Annotated in this window: 20 protein-coding genes; 12 read left to right on the plus strand and 8 right to left on the minus strand. The window is 72.9% G+C overall.

Annotated features, from left to right (window positions below):
- Nucleotides 1–302: 302 nt before the first annotated feature.
- The 3 genes from ABZT17_RS16555 (at nt 303) to ABZT17_RS16565 (ending at nt 3440) form a co-directional block, all read left to right on the plus strand.
- On the plus strand, nt 303–1439 hold the full coding sequence (locus ABZT17_RS16555) for a 4Fe-4S binding protein (RefSeq protein WP_356349152.1): 1137 nt from the start codon (nt 303–305) through the stop codon (nt 1437–1439).
- A complete protein-coding gene (locus tag ABZT17_RS16560) occupies nt 1436–2734 on the plus strand; it encodes a DUF3533 domain-containing protein (protein WP_356349154.1) in 1299 nt (432 codons plus the stop codon). The genes ABZT17_RS16555 and ABZT17_RS16560 overlap by 4 nt, the downstream gene beginning before the upstream one ends.
- A gap of 136 nt (nt 2735–2870) precedes the next feature.
- Entirely contained in the window at nt 2871–3440 is a 570-nt protein-coding gene (locus ABZT17_RS16565; RefSeq protein ID WP_356349157.1) for a TetR/AcrR family transcriptional regulator, read from the plus strand.
- A gap of 25 nt (nt 3441–3465) precedes the next feature.
- On the opposite strand, the gene ABZT17_RS16570 is transcribed toward ABZT17_RS16565, so the two are convergent.
- Nucleotides 3466–4005 (minus strand): TetR/AcrR family transcriptional regulator, encoded by a 540-nt coding sequence (locus tag ABZT17_RS16570; protein ID WP_356349159.1) that lies wholly within the window; start codon nt 4003–4005, stop codon nt 3466–3468.
- Between the two features lie 145 nt (nt 4006–4150).
- Here ABZT17_RS16570 and ABZT17_RS16575 point away from each other — a divergent pair, with 145 nt between their 5' ends.
- Nucleotides 4151–4915 (plus strand): IclR family transcriptional regulator, encoded by a 765-nt coding sequence (locus ABZT17_RS16575; protein ID WP_356349161.1) that lies wholly within the window; start codon nt 4151–4153, stop codon nt 4913–4915.
- Nucleotides 4916–5065: 150 nt separating this feature from the next.
- Complete coding sequence (gene dhaL, locus ABZT17_RS16580) at nt 5066–5692, plus strand: dihydroxyacetone kinase subunit DhaL (protein ID WP_356349163.1); 627 nt, start codon at nt 5066–5068, stop codon at nt 5690–5692.
- A gap of 19 nt (nt 5693–5711) precedes the next feature.
- On the opposite strand, the gene ABZT17_RS16585 is transcribed toward dhaL (ABZT17_RS16580), so the two are convergent.
- From ABZT17_RS16585 to ABZT17_RS16600, 4 genes are all read right to left on the minus strand, one after another.
- Nucleotides 5712–7400, minus strand: coding sequence for a putative PEP-binding protein (locus ABZT17_RS16585; protein WP_356349165.1), 1689 nt, complete (start codon nt 7398–7400; stop codon nt 5712–5714).
- A gap of 178 nt (nt 7401–7578) precedes the next feature.
- Entirely contained in the window at nt 7579–8199 is a 621-nt protein-coding gene (gene dhaL / locus ABZT17_RS16590; RefSeq protein WP_356349282.1) for a dihydroxyacetone kinase subunit DhaL, read from the minus strand.
- A gap of 139 nt (nt 8200–8338) precedes the next feature.
- On the minus strand, nt 8339–9337 hold the full coding sequence (gene dhaK, locus ABZT17_RS16595) for a dihydroxyacetone kinase subunit DhaK (RefSeq protein WP_356349167.1): 999 nt from the start codon (nt 9335–9337) through the stop codon (nt 8339–8341).
- The gene (locus tag ABZT17_RS16600; protein WP_356349169.1) at nt 9334–10110 is read right to left on the minus strand and encodes an aquaporin; all 777 of its coding nucleotides are present in this window, start codon (nt 10108–10110) and stop codon (nt 9334–9336) included. The genes dhaK and ABZT17_RS16600 overlap by 4 nt, the downstream gene beginning before the upstream one ends.
- Before the next feature lie 258 nt (nt 10111–10368).
- On the opposite strand from ABZT17_RS16600, the gene dhaM reads away from it, so the two are divergent.
- Both dhaM and ABZT17_RS16610 read left to right on the plus strand, forming a co-directional pair.
- A complete protein-coding gene (dhaM, locus tag ABZT17_RS16605) occupies nt 10369–10761 on the plus strand; it encodes a dihydroxyacetone kinase phosphoryl donor subunit DhaM (protein ID WP_356349171.1) in 393 nt (130 codons plus the stop codon).
- Entirely contained in the window at nt 10745–11035 is a 291-nt protein-coding gene (locus tag ABZT17_RS16610; RefSeq protein WP_356349175.1) for an HPr family phosphocarrier protein, read from the plus strand. Before dhaM ends, ABZT17_RS16610 begins: the two co-directional genes overlap by 17 nt.
- Before the next feature lie 104 nt (nt 11036–11139).
- Here the strand turns inward: ABZT17_RS16610 and ABZT17_RS16615 are convergent, their stop codons facing one another.
- Nucleotides 11140–11592, minus strand: coding sequence for a DUF6098 family protein (locus ABZT17_RS16615; RefSeq protein ID WP_356349177.1), 453 nt, complete (start codon nt 11590–11592; stop codon nt 11140–11142).
- A 112-nt stretch (nt 11593–11704) separates the two neighbouring features.
- Here ABZT17_RS16615 and ABZT17_RS16620 point away from each other — a divergent pair, with 112 nt between their 5' ends.
- The 4 genes from ABZT17_RS16620 to ABZT17_RS16635 all read left to right on the plus strand — a co-directional run bounded on the left by ABZT17_RS16620 (nt 11705) and on the right by ABZT17_RS16635 (nt 14029).
- Nucleotides 11705–11932 carry a DUF6480 family protein gene (locus ABZT17_RS16620; protein ID WP_356349179.1) on the plus strand — a complete coding sequence of 76 codons (228 nt, stop codon included), beginning with the start codon at nt 11705–11707 and terminating at the stop codon, nt 11930–11932.
- Between the two features lie 106 nt (nt 11933–12038).
- Entirely contained in the window at nt 12039–12386 is a 348-nt protein-coding gene (locus ABZT17_RS16625; protein WP_356349181.1) for a hypothetical protein, read from the plus strand.
- Nucleotides 12387–12487: 101 nt separating this feature from the next.
- Nucleotides 12488–13252, plus strand: a complete 765-nt coding sequence (locus ABZT17_RS16630; RefSeq protein ID WP_356349183.1) for a GAF and ANTAR domain-containing protein — start codon at nt 12488–12490, stop codon at nt 13250–13252.
- A gap of 39 nt (nt 13253–13291) precedes the next feature.
- On the plus strand, nt 13292–14029 hold the full coding sequence (locus ABZT17_RS16635) for a GAF and ANTAR domain-containing protein (RefSeq protein ID WP_356349185.1): 738 nt from the start codon (nt 13292–13294) through the stop codon (nt 14027–14029).
- 52 nt (nt 14030–14081) lie between these two features.
- On the opposite strand, the gene ABZT17_RS16640 is transcribed toward ABZT17_RS16635, so the two are convergent.
- The gene (locus ABZT17_RS16640; protein WP_356349188.1) at nt 14082–14825 is read right to left on the minus strand and encodes a DUF4232 domain-containing protein; all 744 of its coding nucleotides are present in this window, start codon (nt 14823–14825) and stop codon (nt 14082–14084) included.
- Nucleotides 14826–15003: 178 nt separating this feature from the next.
- Nucleotides 15004–15906 carry a DUF1963 domain-containing protein gene (locus ABZT17_RS16645; protein ID WP_356349192.1) on the minus strand — a complete coding sequence of 301 codons (903 nt, stop codon included), beginning with the start codon at nt 15904–15906 and terminating at the stop codon, nt 15004–15006.
- A gap of 134 nt (nt 15907–16040) precedes the next feature.
- On the opposite strand from ABZT17_RS16645, the gene ABZT17_RS16650 reads away from it, so the two are divergent.
- On the plus strand, nt 16041–19421 hold the full coding sequence (locus tag ABZT17_RS16650; RefSeq protein WP_356349194.1) for a BTAD domain-containing putative transcriptional regulator: 3381 nt from the start codon (nt 16041–16043) through the stop codon (nt 19419–19421).
- The last annotated feature ends 130 nt before the right edge of the window (nt 19422–19551 follow it).

Consider the following 19551-nt stretch of genomic DNA (forward strand, 5'->3'; position numbering starts at 1 on the left):
GGCGTGCCCGCTCGGGCTTGCACGTGCCGGGCCGTGGCCGCTCGGACTTACACGTACCGGGCGTGCCCGCTCGGGCTTGCACGTGCCGGGCCGTGGCCGCTCGGACTTACACGTACCGGGCGTGCCCGCTCGGGCTTGCACGTGCCGGGCCGTGACCGCTCGGACTTGCACGTGCCGGGGCGTGCACCCGCCAGGGCGTGGCCGCTTGGGCTTGCATGGGGAAACTGATCGGTTTAAGGTGAGGAAACCGATCGGTTTCGCGCTGTTGTGGCGAGCCCGACCCCGCCTCCCCAGGAGCACGGATGACTGCCGCGCGCGACGCCGAGGGACGACCGAAGCCACCGGCACCCAGGCTTCCGGCGAAGCTGGCCGCCCACCCTTCGGTACAGGCAGTACTCGCCCGGCGCGAGGCCGCCGGCGCCGCCGGTCCGCCGGCGGTGATCGACGCTGCCTGGCTGCGCGAACTGTGTCTGGCGGCCGGTGCGGACGACGCCGCAGCGGTCAGCCTGGACCACCCCGACCTCGCCGGTGAGCGCGAGTACGCGCGATCGGCGCTGCCCGGCACCCGCACCCTGATCGCGATGGCGATCCGGATGAACCGCGACAACTGCCGCTCCCCCGCCCGCAGCGTGGCCAACCAGGAGTTCCACCAGGCCGACGAACAGGCCAACCACGCCGCCCGCACCGTCACCCGGGCGCTCCAGGACGCCGGCCACCGCGCGCTCAATCCGTCGGTCGGCTTCCCCCAGGAGATGGACCGCTTCCCCCGTGAGCGGATCTGGGTGGTGGCGCACAAGACGGTCGCGGTGGCCGCCGGGCTGGGCGTGATGGGCCTGCACCGCAATGTCATCCACCCGAAGTTCGGCAGCTTCGTCCTGCTGGTGACCGTCCTGGTGGACGCGGAGGTCAGCGAGTACGGGCGGGCGCTGGACTACAACCCCTGCATCGACTGCAAGTTGTGCGTCGCCGCCTGTCCGGTCGGCGCCATCGCCAAGGACGGCGCCTTCGACGGTCTGGCGTGCACCACGCACAACTACCGCGAGTTCATGAGCGGGTTCACCGACTGGGCGCAGACCGTGGCCGACAGCGAGGACGCCGCCGACTACCGCTCCCGGGTGACCGACTCCGAGAGCGCCTCCCTGTGGCAGAGCCTGTCCTCGCCCCCCGGCTACAAGTCCGGCTACTGCCTCGCCGTCTGCCCCGCGGGCGAGGACGTCCTCGGCCCCTACCTGGACGACCGCAAGGGCTTCATGGACACCGTGCTGCGGCCGCTCCAGGAGAAGCGGGAAACCCTGTACGTCCTGCCGGGCTCACACGCGCAGGAGTACGCCCGGCGCCGCTTCCCCCACAAACCCGTCAAGGAGGTCACCGGCGGCTGGCAGCCCCCGGTGAAACGCTCCGCGCCTCCGCCCACCCACCGGGAGACCCCAGCGTCATGAGTGACATCGGCCCCTTCCGCGTCCTGCGTGCCAAGCCTCTGTGGATCGCGAACGGCGTCATCACCGGCGTACTCGCGCTGCTGTTCGCCGTGTTCTACGTCGGCGCCAACATCGACCCGGCCGGCCATCTGAAGAACCTGCCCGTCGGTCTGGTCAACGCCGACAAGGGAGCTGCCGTCGGCGGCAGACAGGTCGACCTCGGGGCGCGGATCACCGAGTCGATCAAGAAGTCGACGGCGAGCGGGGACAGGATCGACTGGAAGGTGATGGACGAGAAGGAGATGAGGGAGGAGCTCGGCAAGGGCAAGCTGTTCGGCGCGCTGGTCGTGCCCGCCGACTTCACCTCCTCGGTCGCCGCCCTGACCGGCACCACGGCCACCGGGACCCCGGTCCGCCCGACGCTGACCGTGCTCACCAACCAGTCCGCCGGAAGCATCGGCTCCGGTCTGGCCCGGACGGCGACGACCCTGGCGGCCGAGAAGGCCTCGCTCCAACTGGGCGGGCAACTGACCGCGCAGGCCGGCTCCCAGGAGGCGAGGCTGCCGGCGGCGGCCCGCGTCCTGCTCGCCGACCCGGCCGCCGTCACGGTCGAGGACGGCCACCCCCTCGGCTCGCACAGCGGCCTGGGCCTGACGGCGTTCTACTACGCGCTCACCCTGGTGGTCGTCGGCATGCTCTCCGCCAACGTGATCAGCGGCCAGGTCGACCACGCCCTCGGCTACACCCACAACGACATGGGCCCCCTGCGCCTGCACCGCCCGCTGATCCGGGCCACCCGGGTCCAGACCCTCGCCATCGGCAGCACCCTCATGGCGGCCCTGTCCCTCGTGATGGGCACGCTGGTCATGGTGGGCGCGGTCGGCGTCATGGGCATGGACGCCGCCCATCTGCCCCTGCTGTGGCTGTACTCGGTGTGCGCCGTCGCCGTCACCGGGATCGGCGCGCTCACCCTCCTCGCCGTCTTCGGCACACCCGGCATGCTGGTGGTCACGCTGTTCTTCATCGGGATGGCGGTCCCCACGGCCGGCGCCACCACCCCGATCCAGGCGCTGCCCGGCTTCTACCACTTCCTCGCCGAGTTCGAGCCCCTGCGGCAGATCACCGGCGGCATCCGCGCGATCCTCTACTACGACGCCCAGGGCGACGCCGGTCTGACCCGGGGCTGGGTGATGATGGCCGCCGCCCTGCCGGCCGCCGCGCTGTTCGGCTTCGGCGTCCTGAGCTGGTACGACCGCAAGGGACTGCACCGCGTCCCGGCGGAGACGGAGCCCGGGAAGACCGCCGTCCCGGCGTAGCGGCAGATCCTCCTGACGGGCCATGAACCCCTCGATTCCCCCAATCCCCCAATCCCCGAATCCCGGATTCCCCGAATCCCGGAATCCTGAAAACCGATCGGTTTCCATTTTGCTCATCTCGGGTTAACCTCGCGGTATGACCACCGAAGTGAAGCTGAGCCCCAGGGAGCGGTTGCTGGAGGCGGCGGCCACGCTCGCGTACCAAGACGGAGTCGGTATCGGCGTCGAGGCCCTGTGCAAGGCGGCGGGAGTGTCGAAGCGCTCCATGTACCAGCTGTTCGAGAGCAAGGACGAACTCCTGGCCGTGTGCCTGAAGGAGCGCTCCTCCGCTTTCGTGGCCACTCTCCTGCCCGTGGCGGACGACGGCCGGTCACCCCGTGAGCGCGTCCTGCGCGTCTTCGAGCGGATGGAGTCGCAGGCCGGGACGCCCGAGTTCCGGGGCTGCCGGTATCTGGCCGTGCAGATCGGACTGAAGGACCAGGGGCATCCCGCGAGCCGGGTCGCCCAACAGGTCAAGGCCGGCCTGACGGCGTTCTTCCGCACCGAGGCCGAACGGGGCGGAGCGAGCGATCCGGACGTGCTGGCCCGTCAGCTCAGCCTGGTCTTCGACGGCGCCGGCGCCCGCGCGGAGACCGGGGCCGACAAACTGACGGGCCTCATCGCACCCATGGTGACCACCCTGCTCGACGCGGCGGGCATGCGCTGACCCATCGCCCGTCCGGGTGGCTCCCTCACGTCCCGGCGCTCGCGGGGAGCCCGATGGCCGTCAGTGTGTTGCCGAGCATCCCGCAGGCGAAGAAGTCCGCCGTCTCGTGGGCATCGGCACCGAGCGACAGACGCACGGTCTCCCAGATCCTCATCCACCCGGCCCGGACGACCTCACCGATCAGGTCGTCACCCCGCGCCTCGGCGGCCGCCACGGCGACGTAGCCCTGCATCTGCATCAGCAGCGTCTCAGGACGCGCCTCGATCAGCCGCGCGTAGGCGTTGGCCAGCGCCCGGAATACCGCCCCGCCGGCCTCCACCGAGCCGGCCTCCGCCCCGTCCGCCGCCTCCTCGAAGGCCCGGCGGGTGTCTTCCATGCTCCGCGTCAGGGCGGCGACGAAGATCGCCTTCTTGTCCGGGAAGAGGCGGAAGAGATACGGCTGCGAGACGCCGGCCCGCTCGGCGATCGCCGCGGTCGAGGCGCCGTAGAAGCCCCTGGACGCGAACTCGACGACCGCCGCGCCGATGACGTACTCGCGCCGCTCCTCGGCGCTCACCCTGGCCATGCCCCCGCTCCACCTCCGGATCACCGCACATCGCACGAAACAGATCGGTTTACGATAATCGAAACCGATCTGTTTCGCAATGAGCGCGTACAATCTCGGAACGCATTTCTGTAATACCGAATCGGGGATTTCCATGGTCCAGGCCGTGCATCGGGCAGTGCAGATCCTGCGGGAGCTCGCCTCGGGAGGACCCCGGCTGGGCGTGACGGAGCTCGCCGAGCGGCTGGGCGTGGCCAAGCCCACGGTGCACGCCCTGCTGCGCACCCTGGAGACCGAGGGGCTGGTCTCACAGGACCGGGACAGCTCGAAGTACCAGCTGGGCCCGAACCTGGTGCACCTGGGCAACGCCTACCTGGACACCCAGGAGCTCCGGACCCGCTCGCTGACCTGGGCGGACTCTCTGGCCAACCGGGCCAATGAAGCCGTGTGGGTGGGCGTCCTCACGGGTGATCACGTACTGATCGTCCATCACGCCTTCCGCCCCGAGGGGGCGGTGCAGATCCTCGAGGTCGGCGCGAGCATTCCGTGGAACACCTGCGCCCTGGGCAAGGCCGTCGTCGCGTCGCTGCCGGCGGAGGAGCGCGAACGGCTGCTCGCCGGGGACCTGGCGGTGCTCACCGGCGCCAGCATGACCGACCGCGAGGAGCTCGACCCGCATCTGAAGGAGGCCGCCAAGGCGGGTTACGCCGTCGAGGACCAGGAGTCGGCCATCGGGGACGCGGGTATCGCCTCGCCGGTCTTCGACCGCTCCGGGGAGGTGGTGGGCGCCATCGGCATCGTCGGCCCGGTCGAGCGGATGCTGGGCGAAGGGGTGCGCCAGGAACTCGCCGTCGCGGTCCGCGAGACCGCCCGCAATCTCTCCCGCGACCTGGGCGCCCCGCGGCGGGGCGCGTTCACCGCGGGCATCTGAGCGCGGACGGCCGGAATTCGGGCCGATTCTTCGGAATGTTGTTCATCGATGATGAACGTGACGAACGCGGCGATGAACATGATGATGAGCAGCGATGGTGAACAGCGATGGTGAACAGCGAAGGCGCACCGATCGTCGAACGGAGACCCCATGGATACCGATCTCGCCCGTGCGTGGGTGCAGGCCATCGCCGTCGCCGTGGGCCGGCACCGGGATCACCTCACCCAGCTCGACTCCGCGATCGGTGACGCCGACCACGGGACCAACCTGGACCGCGGGTTCACCGCCGCCGCCACCGGTGTGGCGGACCTGAGCGCCGACACGGTCGGAGCGGTCCTCACCACGACCGGCACCATCCTCGTCTCCACGATCGGCGGCGCCTCCGGGCCGCTGTACGGGGGCGCGTTCCGTGCGCTCGGCAAGGTGCTGGACACGCCCGTCGCCGAGCCGCTCGCGTTCGCCGAGGCTCTCGCCGCCGGGCTGGCCGACATCCAGAAGCTGGGCACGGCCGTCCCGGGCGACAAGACGATGATCGACGCCTACGCTCCCGCCGTGGCCGCCTTCGAGGAACGGGCCCGTCAGGGAGCCGACTTCGCCACCGCGGCGACGGCCGCGGCGGACGCCGCCGAAGAGGGGATGCGTTCCACGACTCCCCTGCAGGCGCGCAAGGGCCGTGCCTCCTACCTCGGTGCCCGCAGCGTCGGCCACCAGGATCCCGGGGCCACCTCGACCGCCCTGATCTTCCGTTCCCTCGCCGACACGGCCGCGAGCGCGTGACCTGACCGGGCGGCCCAGGTCAGGTGAGCGCCGGCAGGGCGGACCGCTGGACGAGGTCCCAGACCTCCTGTGGGGTCGTACGGGTGAGGGCGGTGGCGGCCAGGGAGGCGCAGGTGTCGTGGCCGAGGCGGCGGACGCGGGCGCGGACCTCGTCGAGCGCGGCGGGAGCCACGGAGAGGATGTCGACGCCGAGGCCGAGGAGGAGGGGGACGACCAGGGGGTGGGCCGCGGCGTCACCGCACACGGAGACCTGACGGCGGTGGCGGTGTGCGGCGGTGACGGTCCGGGCGATGGCCTGAAGGACGACCGGGTGGGCGGCCATGGCCGGGGTGGCGGCGGGGTCGCGGCGGTCGATGCCCAGGAGTTGGCTGGTGAGGTCGTTGCTGCCGATGGACAGGAAGGCCGACTCGCGGGCGAGTTCATCGGCCGCGGCGACCGCTTCGGCGAGTTCGACCATGATGCCCAACGGGGGTGTGACGACGCCGAGTTCGGCGGCGGCGGTGTCGAGAAGTCCACGGCAGGCGCGTAGTTCGTCGACGCTCGCGACCATGGGGATCATGATGCGCAGGTCGGTGCCGGCTCCTGCGCCGAGCAGACCGCGGAACTGGTCGGCGAAGGCGTCGGGCCGGGCGAGCATCAGCGGCAGGCCGCGGCCGAGCCGCTCTCCCTCGCGGCCCCGGGCGAGGAACGGGGGCAGTTTGTCGTCGGCGAAGTCCAGGGTCCGCACGGTGACGGTCCGTCCGCGCAGGGCGCGCAGGACGGGGGCGAGGGCGGCCGTGTGCTGGGCGCGGGTAGGCCAGGCGGGGTGGTTGAGGAAGGGCAGTTCGGTGCGGAGCAGGCCTACGCCGTCGGCGCCACCGGTCAGCGCCGCGCGGGCCTCGGCCGGTGTGGCCACGTTGGCCCGCAGGATCACGTCGTGCCCGTCCAGGGTCCGGGGCGGCAGATGGCGCTCCCCGGCGAGGGCCAGCCTGCCGATCCGGGCGGCCTCCACGGCTTCGAGGGCCGCGGCGCGTTCGGGGTCCTCGGGGTGGACGACGGCGGTGGCCCGGCCGGCGTCGAGGAGGACCTCCCGCCCGTCGGGCAGGTCGAGCAGTCCCGGGTCCACGGCGAGCAGGAGCGGGATGCCCTGGGAGCGGGCGACGATCGCCGCGTGGGAGTTCGGGCCGCCGGTGACCGAGATGGCGCCGGTCACCGTCTGGCCGGGTTCCAGCAGGTCGGCCGCGCCGATCTCGTGGGCGACCAGGATCAGGGGCTGGCCGGGTGCGGGGCCGGTGTCGCCGTGGAGACAGGCCAGGACACGGCGGCCGACCTGACGGACGTCGGCCGCGCGGTCGGCGAGGGTCGGGTCGTCGAGCGCGGCGATGACGGCGGCGTGGGCGTCGACGGCCTGCCGCACCGCGACGGCCGCCGGAATCCCCTCACCGGCCCGTTTCACGGCCTGCTCGCGCAGGTCCCGGTCCTGCGCGATACAGCCGTCGACCTCCATGATGTCGGCCTGTTCGTCCTTCCCCTGCTCCCGCAGCCGCACGGAGAGGTCGAGCAGACGCGTGGCCACGGTGTCGAAGGCGTCGGTGATCTGCCGTACGGGGTCACCACCGGTGCGCTGCGCCAGCGGGCCGCGCGGGGCCGGGCGGTCGGTGCGGCGCAGGAAGCCCAGAGCGACACCGGCCGCGGCGGTACGGCCCTCGTAGGCGCGGCGGGCGGTCATCGGGTCGCCGCCGTGTCGGCCAGGGCACGGAAGACGAGCGCCGCGGAAGCAGCACCGGGATCCGGACGACCGATGCCGCGCGCCCCGAGACAGCAAACACGACCCCTGCGCCCCCGCACCGCAGAACGCGCACACAGACCGCCCTCGACACCCTCCGCCGACGGGGTACGGCTAGCGGTCATCGGGTCGCCGCCGTGTCGGCCAGGGCACGGAAGACGAGCGCCGCGGAAGCGGCACCGGGATCCGGATGACCGATGCTGCGCGCCCCGAGATAGGACGCACGGCCCTTGCGTGCCTGCAGCGGGGCGGTGGCACGCAGGCCGTCCTCGGCGGCCTGCGCCGCGGCCAGGGCGGCCGTGGTGAGGTCGGCTCCGGAGTCGGCCTGCTGCTGGAAGGCGGCCAGGGCGGGCGCGTAGGCGTCGATCATCGTCTTGTCTCCGGGTGAGGCCGCGCCGAGTTTCCGGATGCCGTCCAGGCCCGCGGCCAACGCGGCGGCGAGTTCTTGGGGCGTGGCCTTGGGGGCGTCCAGCGCCTTGCCGGCGGCGCGGAAGGCGGCGCCGTACAGCGGGCCGGAGGCGCCGCCGACGCTGGAGATGAGGGTGGTGCCCACCTTGACCAGCAGCGCTCCGACGGTGTCCGGGTCGTAGCCGTCCAGGGCGGCGGTGACGGCGGAGAAGCCGCGGTGCATGTTGACGCCGTGGTCGGCGTCGCCGATGGCGGAGTCGAGCTGGGTGAGGTGGTCCTTGTGCTGGTCCACGGCGGCGGCGATGGCCTGCACCCACGCGCGGGCGAGGTCGATGTCCACGGGGTCTCCGTTCAGGGCTGGGGTGGCGGGTTCACGAGGGGGTGGGCCGGGAGGGCGGGGGCGGGACCCCTGGGACGCGGAGGGGAGGCTCTGGCCGGTTCCTCGCGTGTCACGGGGCCCGCCCCCGGCCCGGTCAGACGCCCCAGCGCAGGGCGGGGGTGCTCACGGGCGCGTCCCACAGGGCGAGCATCTCGGCATCCGCCTTGCACACCGTGAGGGAGACGCCCGCCATGTCGAGGCTGGTGACGTAGTTGCCGACCAGGCTGCGGGCGACGGTGACGTTCTTCGCGGTGAGCGTGGCGGCCACCTCGTTGAAGACCACGTACAGCTCGATGAGCGGGGTGCCACCCAGCCCGTTGACCAGGACGATGGTCTCCTCCCCCGCGGCCAGGGGCTGGTCGTCGAGGATGGCGTCCAGGGCGGTGGCCACGATCTCCCTGGCGGTACGGAGTTTCTCCCTGCGGCGGCCGGGTTCGCCGTGGATGCCGACGCCGACCTCCATCTCGTCCTCGGGCAGGTCGAAGCCGGGCTTGCCGGCGGCGGGCGTGGTGCAGGACGTCAGGGCCACCGCGAAGGACCGGGAGGAGGCGTTGACCCGCTTGGCCATCTCGGCGACGGTGGCGAGGTCGGCGCCCTGTTCGGCGAGGGCCCCGGCGATCTTCTCCACGAAGACGGTGGCCCCGGTGCCGCGGCGGCCGGCGGTGTAGGTGGAGTCCTGGACGGCGACGTCGTCGTCGACGAGGACGGTCTCCACGGTGACGCCCTCCTCGGCGGCGAGTTCGGCGGCCATCCGGAAGTTGAGGACGTCACCGGTGTAGTTCTTCACGATGAACAGCACGCCCGCGCCGCCGTCGACGGCCTGGGCCGCGGTGAGCATCTGGCCGGGGACGGGCGAGGTGAACACCTCCCCGGGACAGGCGGCGTCGAGCATGCCCGTTCCCACGAACCCGCCGTGCAGGGGCTCGTGCCCCGCACCGCCGCCGGAGAGAAGGGCCACCTTGCCCGCGCGGGTGCCGCCCGCGCGGGTGATCACCTTGTTCTCCGCGTCGACCTTCAGCTCCGGGTGGGCGGCGGCGACACCGGCCAGGGCGTCGGTGAGGACCGCCCCGGGAGCGTTGATGAACTTCTTCACGACAGGGCTCCTTCGACCGTGGCGGGGGCGACCGCCGGGCTCTCGGCGGGGGTGGGGGCGGCCGCCCCGCGGTGGGCGTTGAGGGCGGTGTAGAGGAGGCCGGCGGCGACCGCGCCGATGACCTCGGCGGCCAGGTAGACCGGCGCCTGGTCCCAGTGGACGGTGCCTCCGAACAGCCGGCCCGTGATCATCGGGCCGATTGTGCGGGCGGGGTTGATGGACGCCGACGTGGCCGGCGCCACCGGGAGGATGATCGCGAACACGGCGAGGCCGATGGCCAGACCGGCGAAGCCGCCGGCCGAGCGCCGGTCGATCGCGCCGAACACGACGAACGCGAGAAGGAAGGTGCCGATCGCCTCGGCGAAGAACGCCTGCCCGGCGCCGACACCGCTGCCGTAGGCGGCGATGCCGAGACCGACGTCGACCGCCTTCCTCCCCAGCACCCCGACGATCGCGAGCGAGCCCAGCACCGCGCCGGCCACCTGGGCCGCGATGTAGCCGGGGACGTCCCGCCAGGGCATGTTCTTCGTGGCGGCCAGGGCCAGGGTGATGGCCGGGTTGATCTGACAGCCGGAGATATGGCCGATCGAGTAGACCATCGCGATGACCGCGGTGGCGAACGCGAGCGAGATCATTCCCAGTTGGGCCATCGTGAACGGCGCGTCGCCGCCGACGATGAGCGTCGCGGGGACCGAACCGACGCCGATGAACACCAGCACCGCGGTGCCCAGCGTCTCGGCGAGAAGTTTCTGAGGGTAAGTGTTCTCTTCCATAGTCGGGCGCCCGTGCCACGTCGCACGGACGCTCACCTCCTCCGCGTGAGCGGTCAGTGAAGGGAGGGGAACCGGAAGGCCATCGGCATCCGGATACGCGTTCACCATCGATGAACGATGTTCCGAGAAATTAAGTCCGTGTTTCACCCCTGTCAAGAGGTTCGGCAAGCATGCCGGAACACTCGACCGAGCACACGCGGGAAGTTTCTGTTCGTTCCGTATTGCTGAACAGCGTTCCTGGATTTAATGTTGCCGTTCATGAACGCACCTGTTGGCATCGTCCTCGTGTCCCACAGCGCCGAGCTCGCCTCGGGCCTGCGTCTGCTGGTGGAGCAGATCGGCTCGCAGGACGTTCCTCTCGCCACCGCGGGAGGAACCGACGACGGCCGTATCGGCACCAGCTACGACCTGGTTCTCAAGGCGATCAAGGACGTGGACCGGGGCGGCGGCGTCGTCGTCCTGCCGGACCTCGGCAGTTCCGTCCTCACCGCCCGGACCGTCCTGGAAGACCATCCCCGCCCCGACGTCACGATCGTCGACGCGCCCTTCGTCGAAGGAGCCGTCGCGGCCGTCGTCACCGCCGCGACCGGCGCCGGTCTCAGGACCGTCGCCGACGCCGCCAAGGAGGCCCGCAATGTCCACAAGCTCTGACTCCGCCGCCACGACCACGGCCTCCCACGAGAGGGCCGTCGTCCTGCCCGCCCCCCTGCACGCCCGCCCCGCGGGTCGGCTCGCCCGCGCCGCGGCGGGGTTCACCAGCGCCGTGCGCCTCGAACACGGCGGCCGGACGGTCGACCCGACCGGTGTCCTGGCCGTCATGGGCCTGGGCGCCACCGCCGGAAGCACCGTGACCGTACGAGCCGAGGGCCCCGACGCCGAACAGGCCGTCGCGGCCCTGGCCGACATCCTCGCCACGGCCGAATAGCCCGGCCACCGCCGCCTGTGTCCCTGGGGGTCTCTCCAGACAGGGGCTCGCGGGTGCGGATTGCCGATCTTGCGCCGCCCGCGGCCGAGGAGGGCGCCCGGCGGTCAGCCCCTGGCGGAGCCGTTCCGGTCCAGCGGGCCCCACGAGCGCTGCCGCTGTCTGACGACCCTGTCGGCCTCATCGATCACCCGCGGGCCGATCCAGCCCAGCGGTTGTACGTCCGTCACCAGCGGCTCGCTGTCGGGGCCCCGGGCCGTCTCCCGGGCCGCCAGCACCCAGGGACGCGTACGGGAGTCCTTCACCCGGGGCAGGTGGGAGTAGTCGTACAGCCTCCTGGCGACCCAGACGCGGGCGGGCTGGTCGCCCCACCAGTCCTCGATGTCGAGCGGGCTCGCGGAGAGCCCGGGCAGGGTCAGCCCGGTGAGGTCGTCCGTGCCGACCGTCCCCGCCAGGTCCCACCCGGGACCCAAGGACCAGCGCACATACAGCCCCGCCGGACGGCGACCATGTCGGCCGGCTTGCCGTGGGCGGCGGGTCCCCCTTCCGGAAGCGTTCATCCACCACCCGAATCCGTTCCTCCCTCGGCCGAATCCGGCGGAGCCCTGCGGGTACTCGGAAGGCCGTCGTCCTCGTCCGCAGGGGGCCGAGTGCACGAGAGGAGCGGGTGCCATGACGACTCCCGACCCCGACCCGAGGCGAACACCCGGTGTCGAGACAGGCGGCGGGGTGGCCCCCGGCGAGACACCACCCGCCGAGGGCGGCACCCACGGCATCTCGCATCCGGAGCCACCCGAACTGCGCAAGGGATGGGGAGCGATGCCGCTGGTCCTGATCATGGCGATCGTGGCGCTGGTGGCCGTAGGGCTGATCGCGATGGTGGTCGCCCTGATCGCATGACAGGGCGGGTCGGAATCCCGTACCCGGGAACTCGGGCACACAGAACGAGCCACTCGGTGATGGCGATGATCCACCGGTCAGGGGATGAGACGTGATGATGTCCCACATGCTCGAGCGGCGCGTGCTCGTCATCACGATCCACGACGAGCCCGGCGCCGGGACGAGGGCCGCCCCGCTCACCCGGATCAGCGACCTCGTCCACGGATACCGGCCGGCCTCGGTCGTGATCGTCCTCGATCAGCCCGCGCCGACCCGAGCCGCGCTCGGCGTGGTCCTGCGCGCCCACCGACTGTGCAGCCGCCTCGGCCTGGTGCTGTCCGTGGCCGCTCACAGCGCGCCCGTACGACGTCTCCTGGCGGCCCTCGCCGACACGGAGGACGGCATTCGACTGGTCGTCCACGCCCGCGCCGACACGGCGATCGCCACCGCCACCGCCCTGACCACGGCCGCATGAGGACCGGCCGTGGCCCGGGACGCGGAAGGAGGAGGAACCCCCTGCCGGTGTGCCAAGACCGGTGGAGCCGTGTCCCGGGGTGACGTGGGGAGGTGGTGATCATGGCCGGTGACGAGCTTCTGAGCGGTGGAGACGCCGAGGAGGACCTGGACGTCGAACGGGCCCGCATCGCCCACGAATTCATCGCCGCGGTCCGCGGGACACCACCGGCGGACGTCCCCCAGGCGCTCTGCCACGCCTGCCTGTCACTGCTCCCGGTGGCCTCGGGCCTGTCCGTGTCGGTCCTGGGCCGCAGCTCCGGTACCGGAGTCGTGCTCTGCGCGAGCGACGAGATCGCCGCGCGGCTCGCGGAGATCCAGTACACCCTCGGCGAGGGCCCCTGTATGGAGGCCGCCCGGCTGCGCGCCCCCGTGTTCGCCGCCGACCTCACCCGGCCCCCCGCCAGCCGTCGCTGGCCCCTGTTCGCCGTCCAGGCCGCCAAAGCGGGCGCGGAGGCGGTCTTCTCCCTGCCGCTGACCAGCGCCGGAAACCCCCTGGGCACCCTCGACCTCTACCGCGCGCGGGCGGGATCCCTCAGCGGTGTGCACACCCGCACCGCCCTGCTGGTCGCCGACGCCGTCACCCTGGCGGTCATCGCCCTTGATCACGCTTCCCCGGACCCCGAAGGAGTCGTAACGTGGCTCACAGGAGCGGAATCGGACCGCGAGGAGGTACACCAGGCCACCGGGATCATCATGGTTCGGCTGGGTGTCGGCGCCGAGGAGGCCCTGCTGCGCCTGCGGGCGCGGGCCTTCGCCCAGGGGCGCACCGCCACCGAGATCGCGCGGGCCGTCATCGATCGCACCCTGGACCTCGGCGATGACTGAACCACCAGTCCACAGGACGACAGCGCCGGGGAGGCGAACATGAACCGCGAGCGACAGCTGGCGCAGGCGTTCGTCGCCCTGTCGGACACGTATGCGGCGGAGTTCGACCCGCTCCAGCTCTTCCACCGGCTGGTGCACGTCTGCCGTGACCTGCTGGACGCCGACGCGTCGGCCGTGATGATCGCCGACGCGCGAGGCACCCTGAAGACCATGGCGTCGACCGACGACGACGCCGCCTTCGCCGAACTGCTGCAGGTGCAGAGCGGCCACGGTCCCTGCATGGACTGCTACCGCACCGGAAAAGCCGTGAGCGTCCCCGACATCGCCGTCGAGTGCGAACGCTGGCCGAGGCTGGCCGCCGCCATGATCGAGGCCGGCTACGGCTCCTTGCAGGCGATCCCGATGCGGCTCCACGACCGCACCCTCGGCGCCCTCACCCTGCTGCGCCGGCGGACCGGACGCCTGCCCGAGGACGACCTCCACCTCGCACAGGCCCTCGCCGACTCCGCCACGCTGGCCCTGATGCACTGGTCGACCGAACCGGCCCGCGGTGACGACGTCGTCACCCGCGTGCAGAGCGTCATCGCGGCGAAGGCCACGCTGGAGATCGCCAAGGGCATGATCGCCGAGTACACGGGGTCGAGCCCGGCCGACGCCGCCCGGCTGCTCAGCGCCTACGCCGACCACGTTCACGTCCGACTCACCGAGACCGCGTACGCGCTGGTCACCCGCACCATGGAACCCGCCGCCATCCTCGACGGACAGCCGCAGCACTGACCCCTGCCGCCCCGGCGGAACTCACCCACCGGCCCGAACCGGCGCTCAGCTGTCACCAGTTGGTGGCGTCGCTCATCGACTGCTGCCAGTACGTGACCTTGATCGAGTCGTCGATGTAGACGCCCTTGGCGGGCAGCGAGGGGTGGGCGGCGGTGCCGACGTTGCCGCTCAGGGAGCGGCCGTAGAAGTAGACGGTGAGGGACTTGGCGGTGCGGCCGTCCTTGCCGCTGCCGTCGGTGGCGGACAGGCTGACGGACGCGTATCCGGACTGCCCCGGCTCCAGCGTGACGACCGCCTGCGGCTGCGAGTCCTCGATGACCGGAGGCTCCGACTGGGCGTCGGTGAACTGGACGCTCGGGTAGCCGTAGAGGAAGCAGGTCCTGCTGCCGGTGTTGGTCACCGTGAGCAGCATGTGGTTCACGGGGCGGGTCAGCGGGGCCGCCACCGTCTTGAGGTTGGAACCCTCGCAGGTGACCGTCCTGCCCGACGCGCCCGACGAGCCCGACTTCTTCGACGCGGAGGTGCCGGCGGCGGACTTCGAGCCGCCGGTGACGGAACCGTTGGCGGAGCCGCCCGTGGAGCCCGAGGAGCCGGTGGAGCCGGTCGTGCCCGTGGAGCCGGAGGTCCCGCCGGAGGAGGACGCCGGGGCGGAGGACGTGCTCGTGGAGGCCGTCGACGCCGCGCCCTCGTCGTGGGCGCCCGTTCCGTCGTCGCACGCGGTCAGGGCGAGCGCGGCGAGGACGGTGGTCGCGGTGGCGGCGACGAGACGGGCGCGGGAGGTGCGGAACCTGGACATGTCGATGTACCCCTTCGGCGTTCGGGTGGCGGTGGTGACCGGATGACCGAAGCTTGTGGGGTGATCCGTCCCAACCGCCACGCCCGGCGGGGAGTTGGGGACACTGGAACGCCGAAATAGGCTCTGAGCAGGGAGAACACGGTCCCCCTGGAACGGGGGAATGGGACGCCGGGACGGCTCAGGGGTTCCAGTGGACGCTGGTGAAGGCGCGGTCGAAGCGCCGTGCGGCCAGGTCGGCACGGCGGATGACCCAGTGGACGGTGGCGCTCTCCCAGCCCTGGACGTCCATGCCGGCCACCCAGTCGGCCAGCAGCACCCAGCCCGAGGCGTCACCCGGAGCCGCCCCGTCCGCCGTGCCCGCGTCCTCGGCGTTCACCGCCAGACGCACGGCGTGGTCGACCGGGTCGGTGTCGATGGCCTCCTCATCGGCGTAGCCCCCGATCTGCAGCGGCCCCTCGGGGGCGATGTCCGCGCGGGTGCTCTCCCAGACCGCCACCAGTTCCTCGCACCGGGGATGCCCGGGCAGCGGTCCGCCCCACGGCATGCCGGGCTGTACGACCGACTTGTGGTGGGGCAGCGACACCTGGACCGTCGCCCGCAGCGGACCCTGCGGGAACTCCGCGAACATCGCCTCGTCGTCGTCCCAGTCGGAGGAGTTCCAGGCGTGCTTGTCCCGTTCGGTCACGTCCGTGCCGGCGGGGACGTACACCACGCTGCCCATGGTCTCGTCGTCGTCGGCGGTCTCGGGGAAGGCGAACAGCAGCAGCCGGCCGTCGGGAGGCAGGGGCAGGTCGCTCGCGCCGGCGGGCAGGGCCGCGAGGTCGATGGAGGCGACGAAGGGGTGCTCGGGGTCCGGGGTGCCGGCCGGAAGCAGGAGCGGACCGCCGAACCGGCCCACGACCGGCCCGTCCCCGTCACCGGACCCGTCGTCGGCCCCGTCCCCGTCCCCGTCCTCGGCCCGCGTCAACGTCAGACAGGGGCGGGCGAGGGACAGCCACCGCTCCACGTCGTCGGCCGGTATGCCCTGCGCGACCGCCTTGTCACGGAAGGGAGTCAACCGGTTCCACAGCTCAGGAGTCATGGGCACACCGTAGGCGCGGGCACCGACACAGCCCCCTCGAAGCCGCTGTGCGGGCGCGCACAGGGGCATGTCCACCGGCTCCCCGGCATGGTGCAATCGGTGGCGGGGGCCGAGAGCGAGTGGGGACGTGACGTATGGAGCACGCCGGCGGAGAAGGGCCGAGACCGGGCCCCCGCGAGGCAGCCGGGCTCCAGGTCGGTGTGCTCGGCGCACTGAGCGTGACACGCGACGGACGGGTCCTGGGCCTCGGCGGACCCCGGCCGCGCGCGGTGTTCGCGGTGCTGGTGCTGGCGCGGGGCGCCGTGGTCACCGGGGACCGGCTGATCGACGTCGTCTGGGGCGAGGAGCCGCCGCCGAGCGCGGTGGGCGCACTGCAGACGTACGTCTCCCGGCTGCGGCGGGTGCTGGAGCCCGCCCGGGCCGCCGGCGCCCGCAGCGGAGTCATCGTGCGGGAAGGCGCCGGTTACGCGATCCGTCTCGGCCCGGACGAGGTGGACGCCTGGCGGTTCGAGGCGCTGCTCGGACAGGCCGGGCACAGGGGGCGGGCCGCGCCGTCGCCCGCCGAGCGGGTGAGGCTGCTCGCCGAGGCGTCCGCCCTCTGGCGGGGGCCCGCCTTCGCCGGGTTCGCGGACGAACCGTGGGCACGGACGGAGGCGGCACGGCTGGGCGAGTTGCGTGAGGTGGTTCGGGAACAGCTGCTCGCCGCCCGTCTGGAGTGCGGCGAGCACACCGAGGCACTGCTCTTCGAGGCGGAGCACCTCGTCGCCGAAGCACCCCTGCGCGAGGAGCGCTGGTCCCTGCTGGCGCTCGCCCACCACCGTGCCCACGGCCGGGCCGACGCCCTCTCCGTGCTCCGCCGCGCCCGCCGCACCCTGGCCGACCGGCTCGGCATCGACCCCGGCCCCGCCCTGCGCGGCGTCGAGGCAGAGGTCCTGTCCGATACGTCCACCACCGCCGCGGCTGCTCCCGCCCTCCCGCCGGGCCGACTCGTCGGACGGGAAACGGAGTCGGCCGAGATACGGCAGTGTCTGTCGGACGCCGTCGCGGGTCGCGGCGGGCTGGTGTGTGTGCGGGGTCCCGCCGGGATCGGCCGGAGCGCCCTGCTGGCGGAGGCGGCGCGAGTCGCCGGGGCGTGGGGCGCGCGGGTGCTGGACGCCGGTGACCGACCCGACGGTCTGGCAGGCCTGTTGTCCCGCACGGCGCACGCCGGACCGGCCGCCGACAGCACCGACGGCACCGACGGCTTCGACGCCCTCCACGGCCTCTACCGGATCGTCGAGCGCCTCGTCACCGACGACCACCACCCCACCCGCCGCCGCCCCCTGCTCCTCCTCGTCGACGACCTCCAGTCGCGCGATACGGCGTCTCTGCGCCTCCTCGCCCATCTGCTGCCGCGTGTCCAGACCCTGCCGGTCCTCGTCGTCACCGCGCTGCGCGCCGGGCAGCCCCCTGACCGGCCCGAGAACGAGCAGGTGCTGGCCGACATCGTGCAGGACCCGGCGGTGGTGCACATCCGGCCCGAGCCGCTGAGCGCGCCGGGCGTCGCCGAACTGGTACGGCGGCGGCTCGGCGACACGGTGGACGAGGACGTCGTACGTGCCTGCCACCGGGTGTCGGCCGGGCTGCCGCTCCTGCTGACCGACGTGCTCGGAGCACTGGAGACCTCGGGACCCGGCGCCGGAGCCGTGGAGGAGCCGGGGGTGCGCGCCGTGGAGGCGTCGGGTCTCCGGGCCGTCTCCGGTCTCCTGCTCACCGTGCTGGACCGGCTGCCTCCCGCCGCCACGGCCGTCGTGCGGGCGGTCGCGGTCCTCGACGGCGGCAGCGGGGAGGGCGCCGGAGGCGACGGCGGGGCCTCGCTGCCGACGGTCGCCGCCTTCACGGAACTGTCCGAGCAGGACGTGGTCACGGCGACGGCGGCCCTCGTACGGGCCGAAGTGGTCCGTGACCGGCACCCGTTGGCCTTCGTCCATCCCCTGGCCGGGGAGGCCGTCCTGCGCACGGTGGCACCACGGGAGCGTCCGGCGCTGCACGAAAGGGCGGCACGGCTCCTCGACCGGGCCGGCGCGGCCGAGGAGCGGACCGCCGCCCATCTGCTCCTGGCCCCGCACCGGGGCGACCCCTGGGTGGTCGGCGTCCTGCGCGCCGCCGCGGCCCGCGCGACCGCCCGCGGCGCGAACGAAGCGGCCACCGCCCTGCTCGCCCGGGCGCTGCTCGAACCGCCCGCGCCGGACGTACGGCCCGAGGTGCTGCTGGAGCTGGGGCGGGTCGAGGCGCTCGTCGACGGGCCCTCGGCCGCCCGTCATCTGCGGGAGGCGTACGAGACGTCACCCAGGGGAGCGGGCGCCGCCCGTCTGCTCGCGCAGACGCTGATCCACACCGGTGAACCCGGCGAGGCGGCCGCGTTCGCGGCCCGCGCCGCGGCGAGGCTGGCCACCGGGCAGGCCGCCACCACGGACGGTACGGCCGACCCGGCAGACCCGGCCGGCATCGCCGACCAGCGGCAGGGGCTGCTCGCCCTCGCGCGGCTCGGTGCCTTCGCACACGGGCTGTACACCACCGGCGTCTGCGGCCCGGACGTCCCGGCGCCCGCTCCCGTCGGGGACGGGCCCGGCGCCCGGATGCTCGCCGCCGAGGTGGCGCGGGACGCCACCGTGTGGGGGCTCGACCGTGCCGCGGCCGTCGCCTCGGCCCGGTTCGCGCTCACCGACCGGGTGCTGCTGCGCAGCGGAAAGGTGCTCTCGTGGTGCACGGCGGGTGTCGTGCTGCACCTGGCCGACGACGACGTCCGGCTGCTGTGGGAGGAGACGCTGACGTACGCCGGGCAGCGGGGTTCGCTGATCGGGACGCTCTCGGCGCATCTGTGGAACGGGTTCACCCAGTGGCGCCACGGCGAGTTGCACCGGGCCCGCCGGTCGCTGGAGACCGCGCTCGAACAGTTCGGCGCGTGGGGTGCCGGGCCGGGTGCGCCGCAGTGCCACGCGTTCCTGACCGGGGTCCTGCTGGACCTGGGGGACGTGAGGGGGGCCCGTGCCTGTGTGGAGCGGATGAGCGGGTGCGCCGGGGGCCCCGAGGGGGCGCGGCTGCGCGGGGAGAGCGAGGCGCGGGTGCTGATCGCCGAGGGACGCTGTGCGCGGGCACTGGACGCGCTCGACGCCGTACGGCATCTCCAGCCGGCCGTGGTGAACCCGGTGTGGTGGGACGGGGAGCTGCTGCGGGTACGGGCCCTGACCGGGCTGGGCGAGCGGGAGGAGGCCGAGCGGCTGGCACGGGAACAGCTGCTGATGGCCCGCAGGTGGGGCGCGCCCGGCATCGTGGGCCGGGTGCTGCGGCTGCTCGGTGAGGCACGCGGGCCGGACGGCGGACCGGAACTCCAGGAGGCGCTCGCGCTGTTGGCCGGCGGACCGGCCCGTCTGGAGCATGCGCGTGCCCAGCGGTCGCTGGCTGCCTTGACCTGCGAAGGGGCCTGCGGGGGTGGCGCCCGCGACGCCGTCGGACGCCGGTTCCCCCCCGGGTGACCGGCGTCCGACGGGCCGTCGGGACGAGAATCCGGCGGCCGACTTGCGATCGGCTTGCAAGCGGTTCGCAAGACAGGTGACGCATCATCCAGGCCGCAACCGAATCAGGCGCACCAGGCGTCAAACAGAC

The sequence above is a fragment of the Streptomyces sp. NPDC005648 genome (genome assembly GCF_040605395.1).
Taxonomy (GTDB): Bacteria; Actinomycetota; Actinomycetes; order Streptomycetales; family Streptomycetaceae; genus Streptomyces.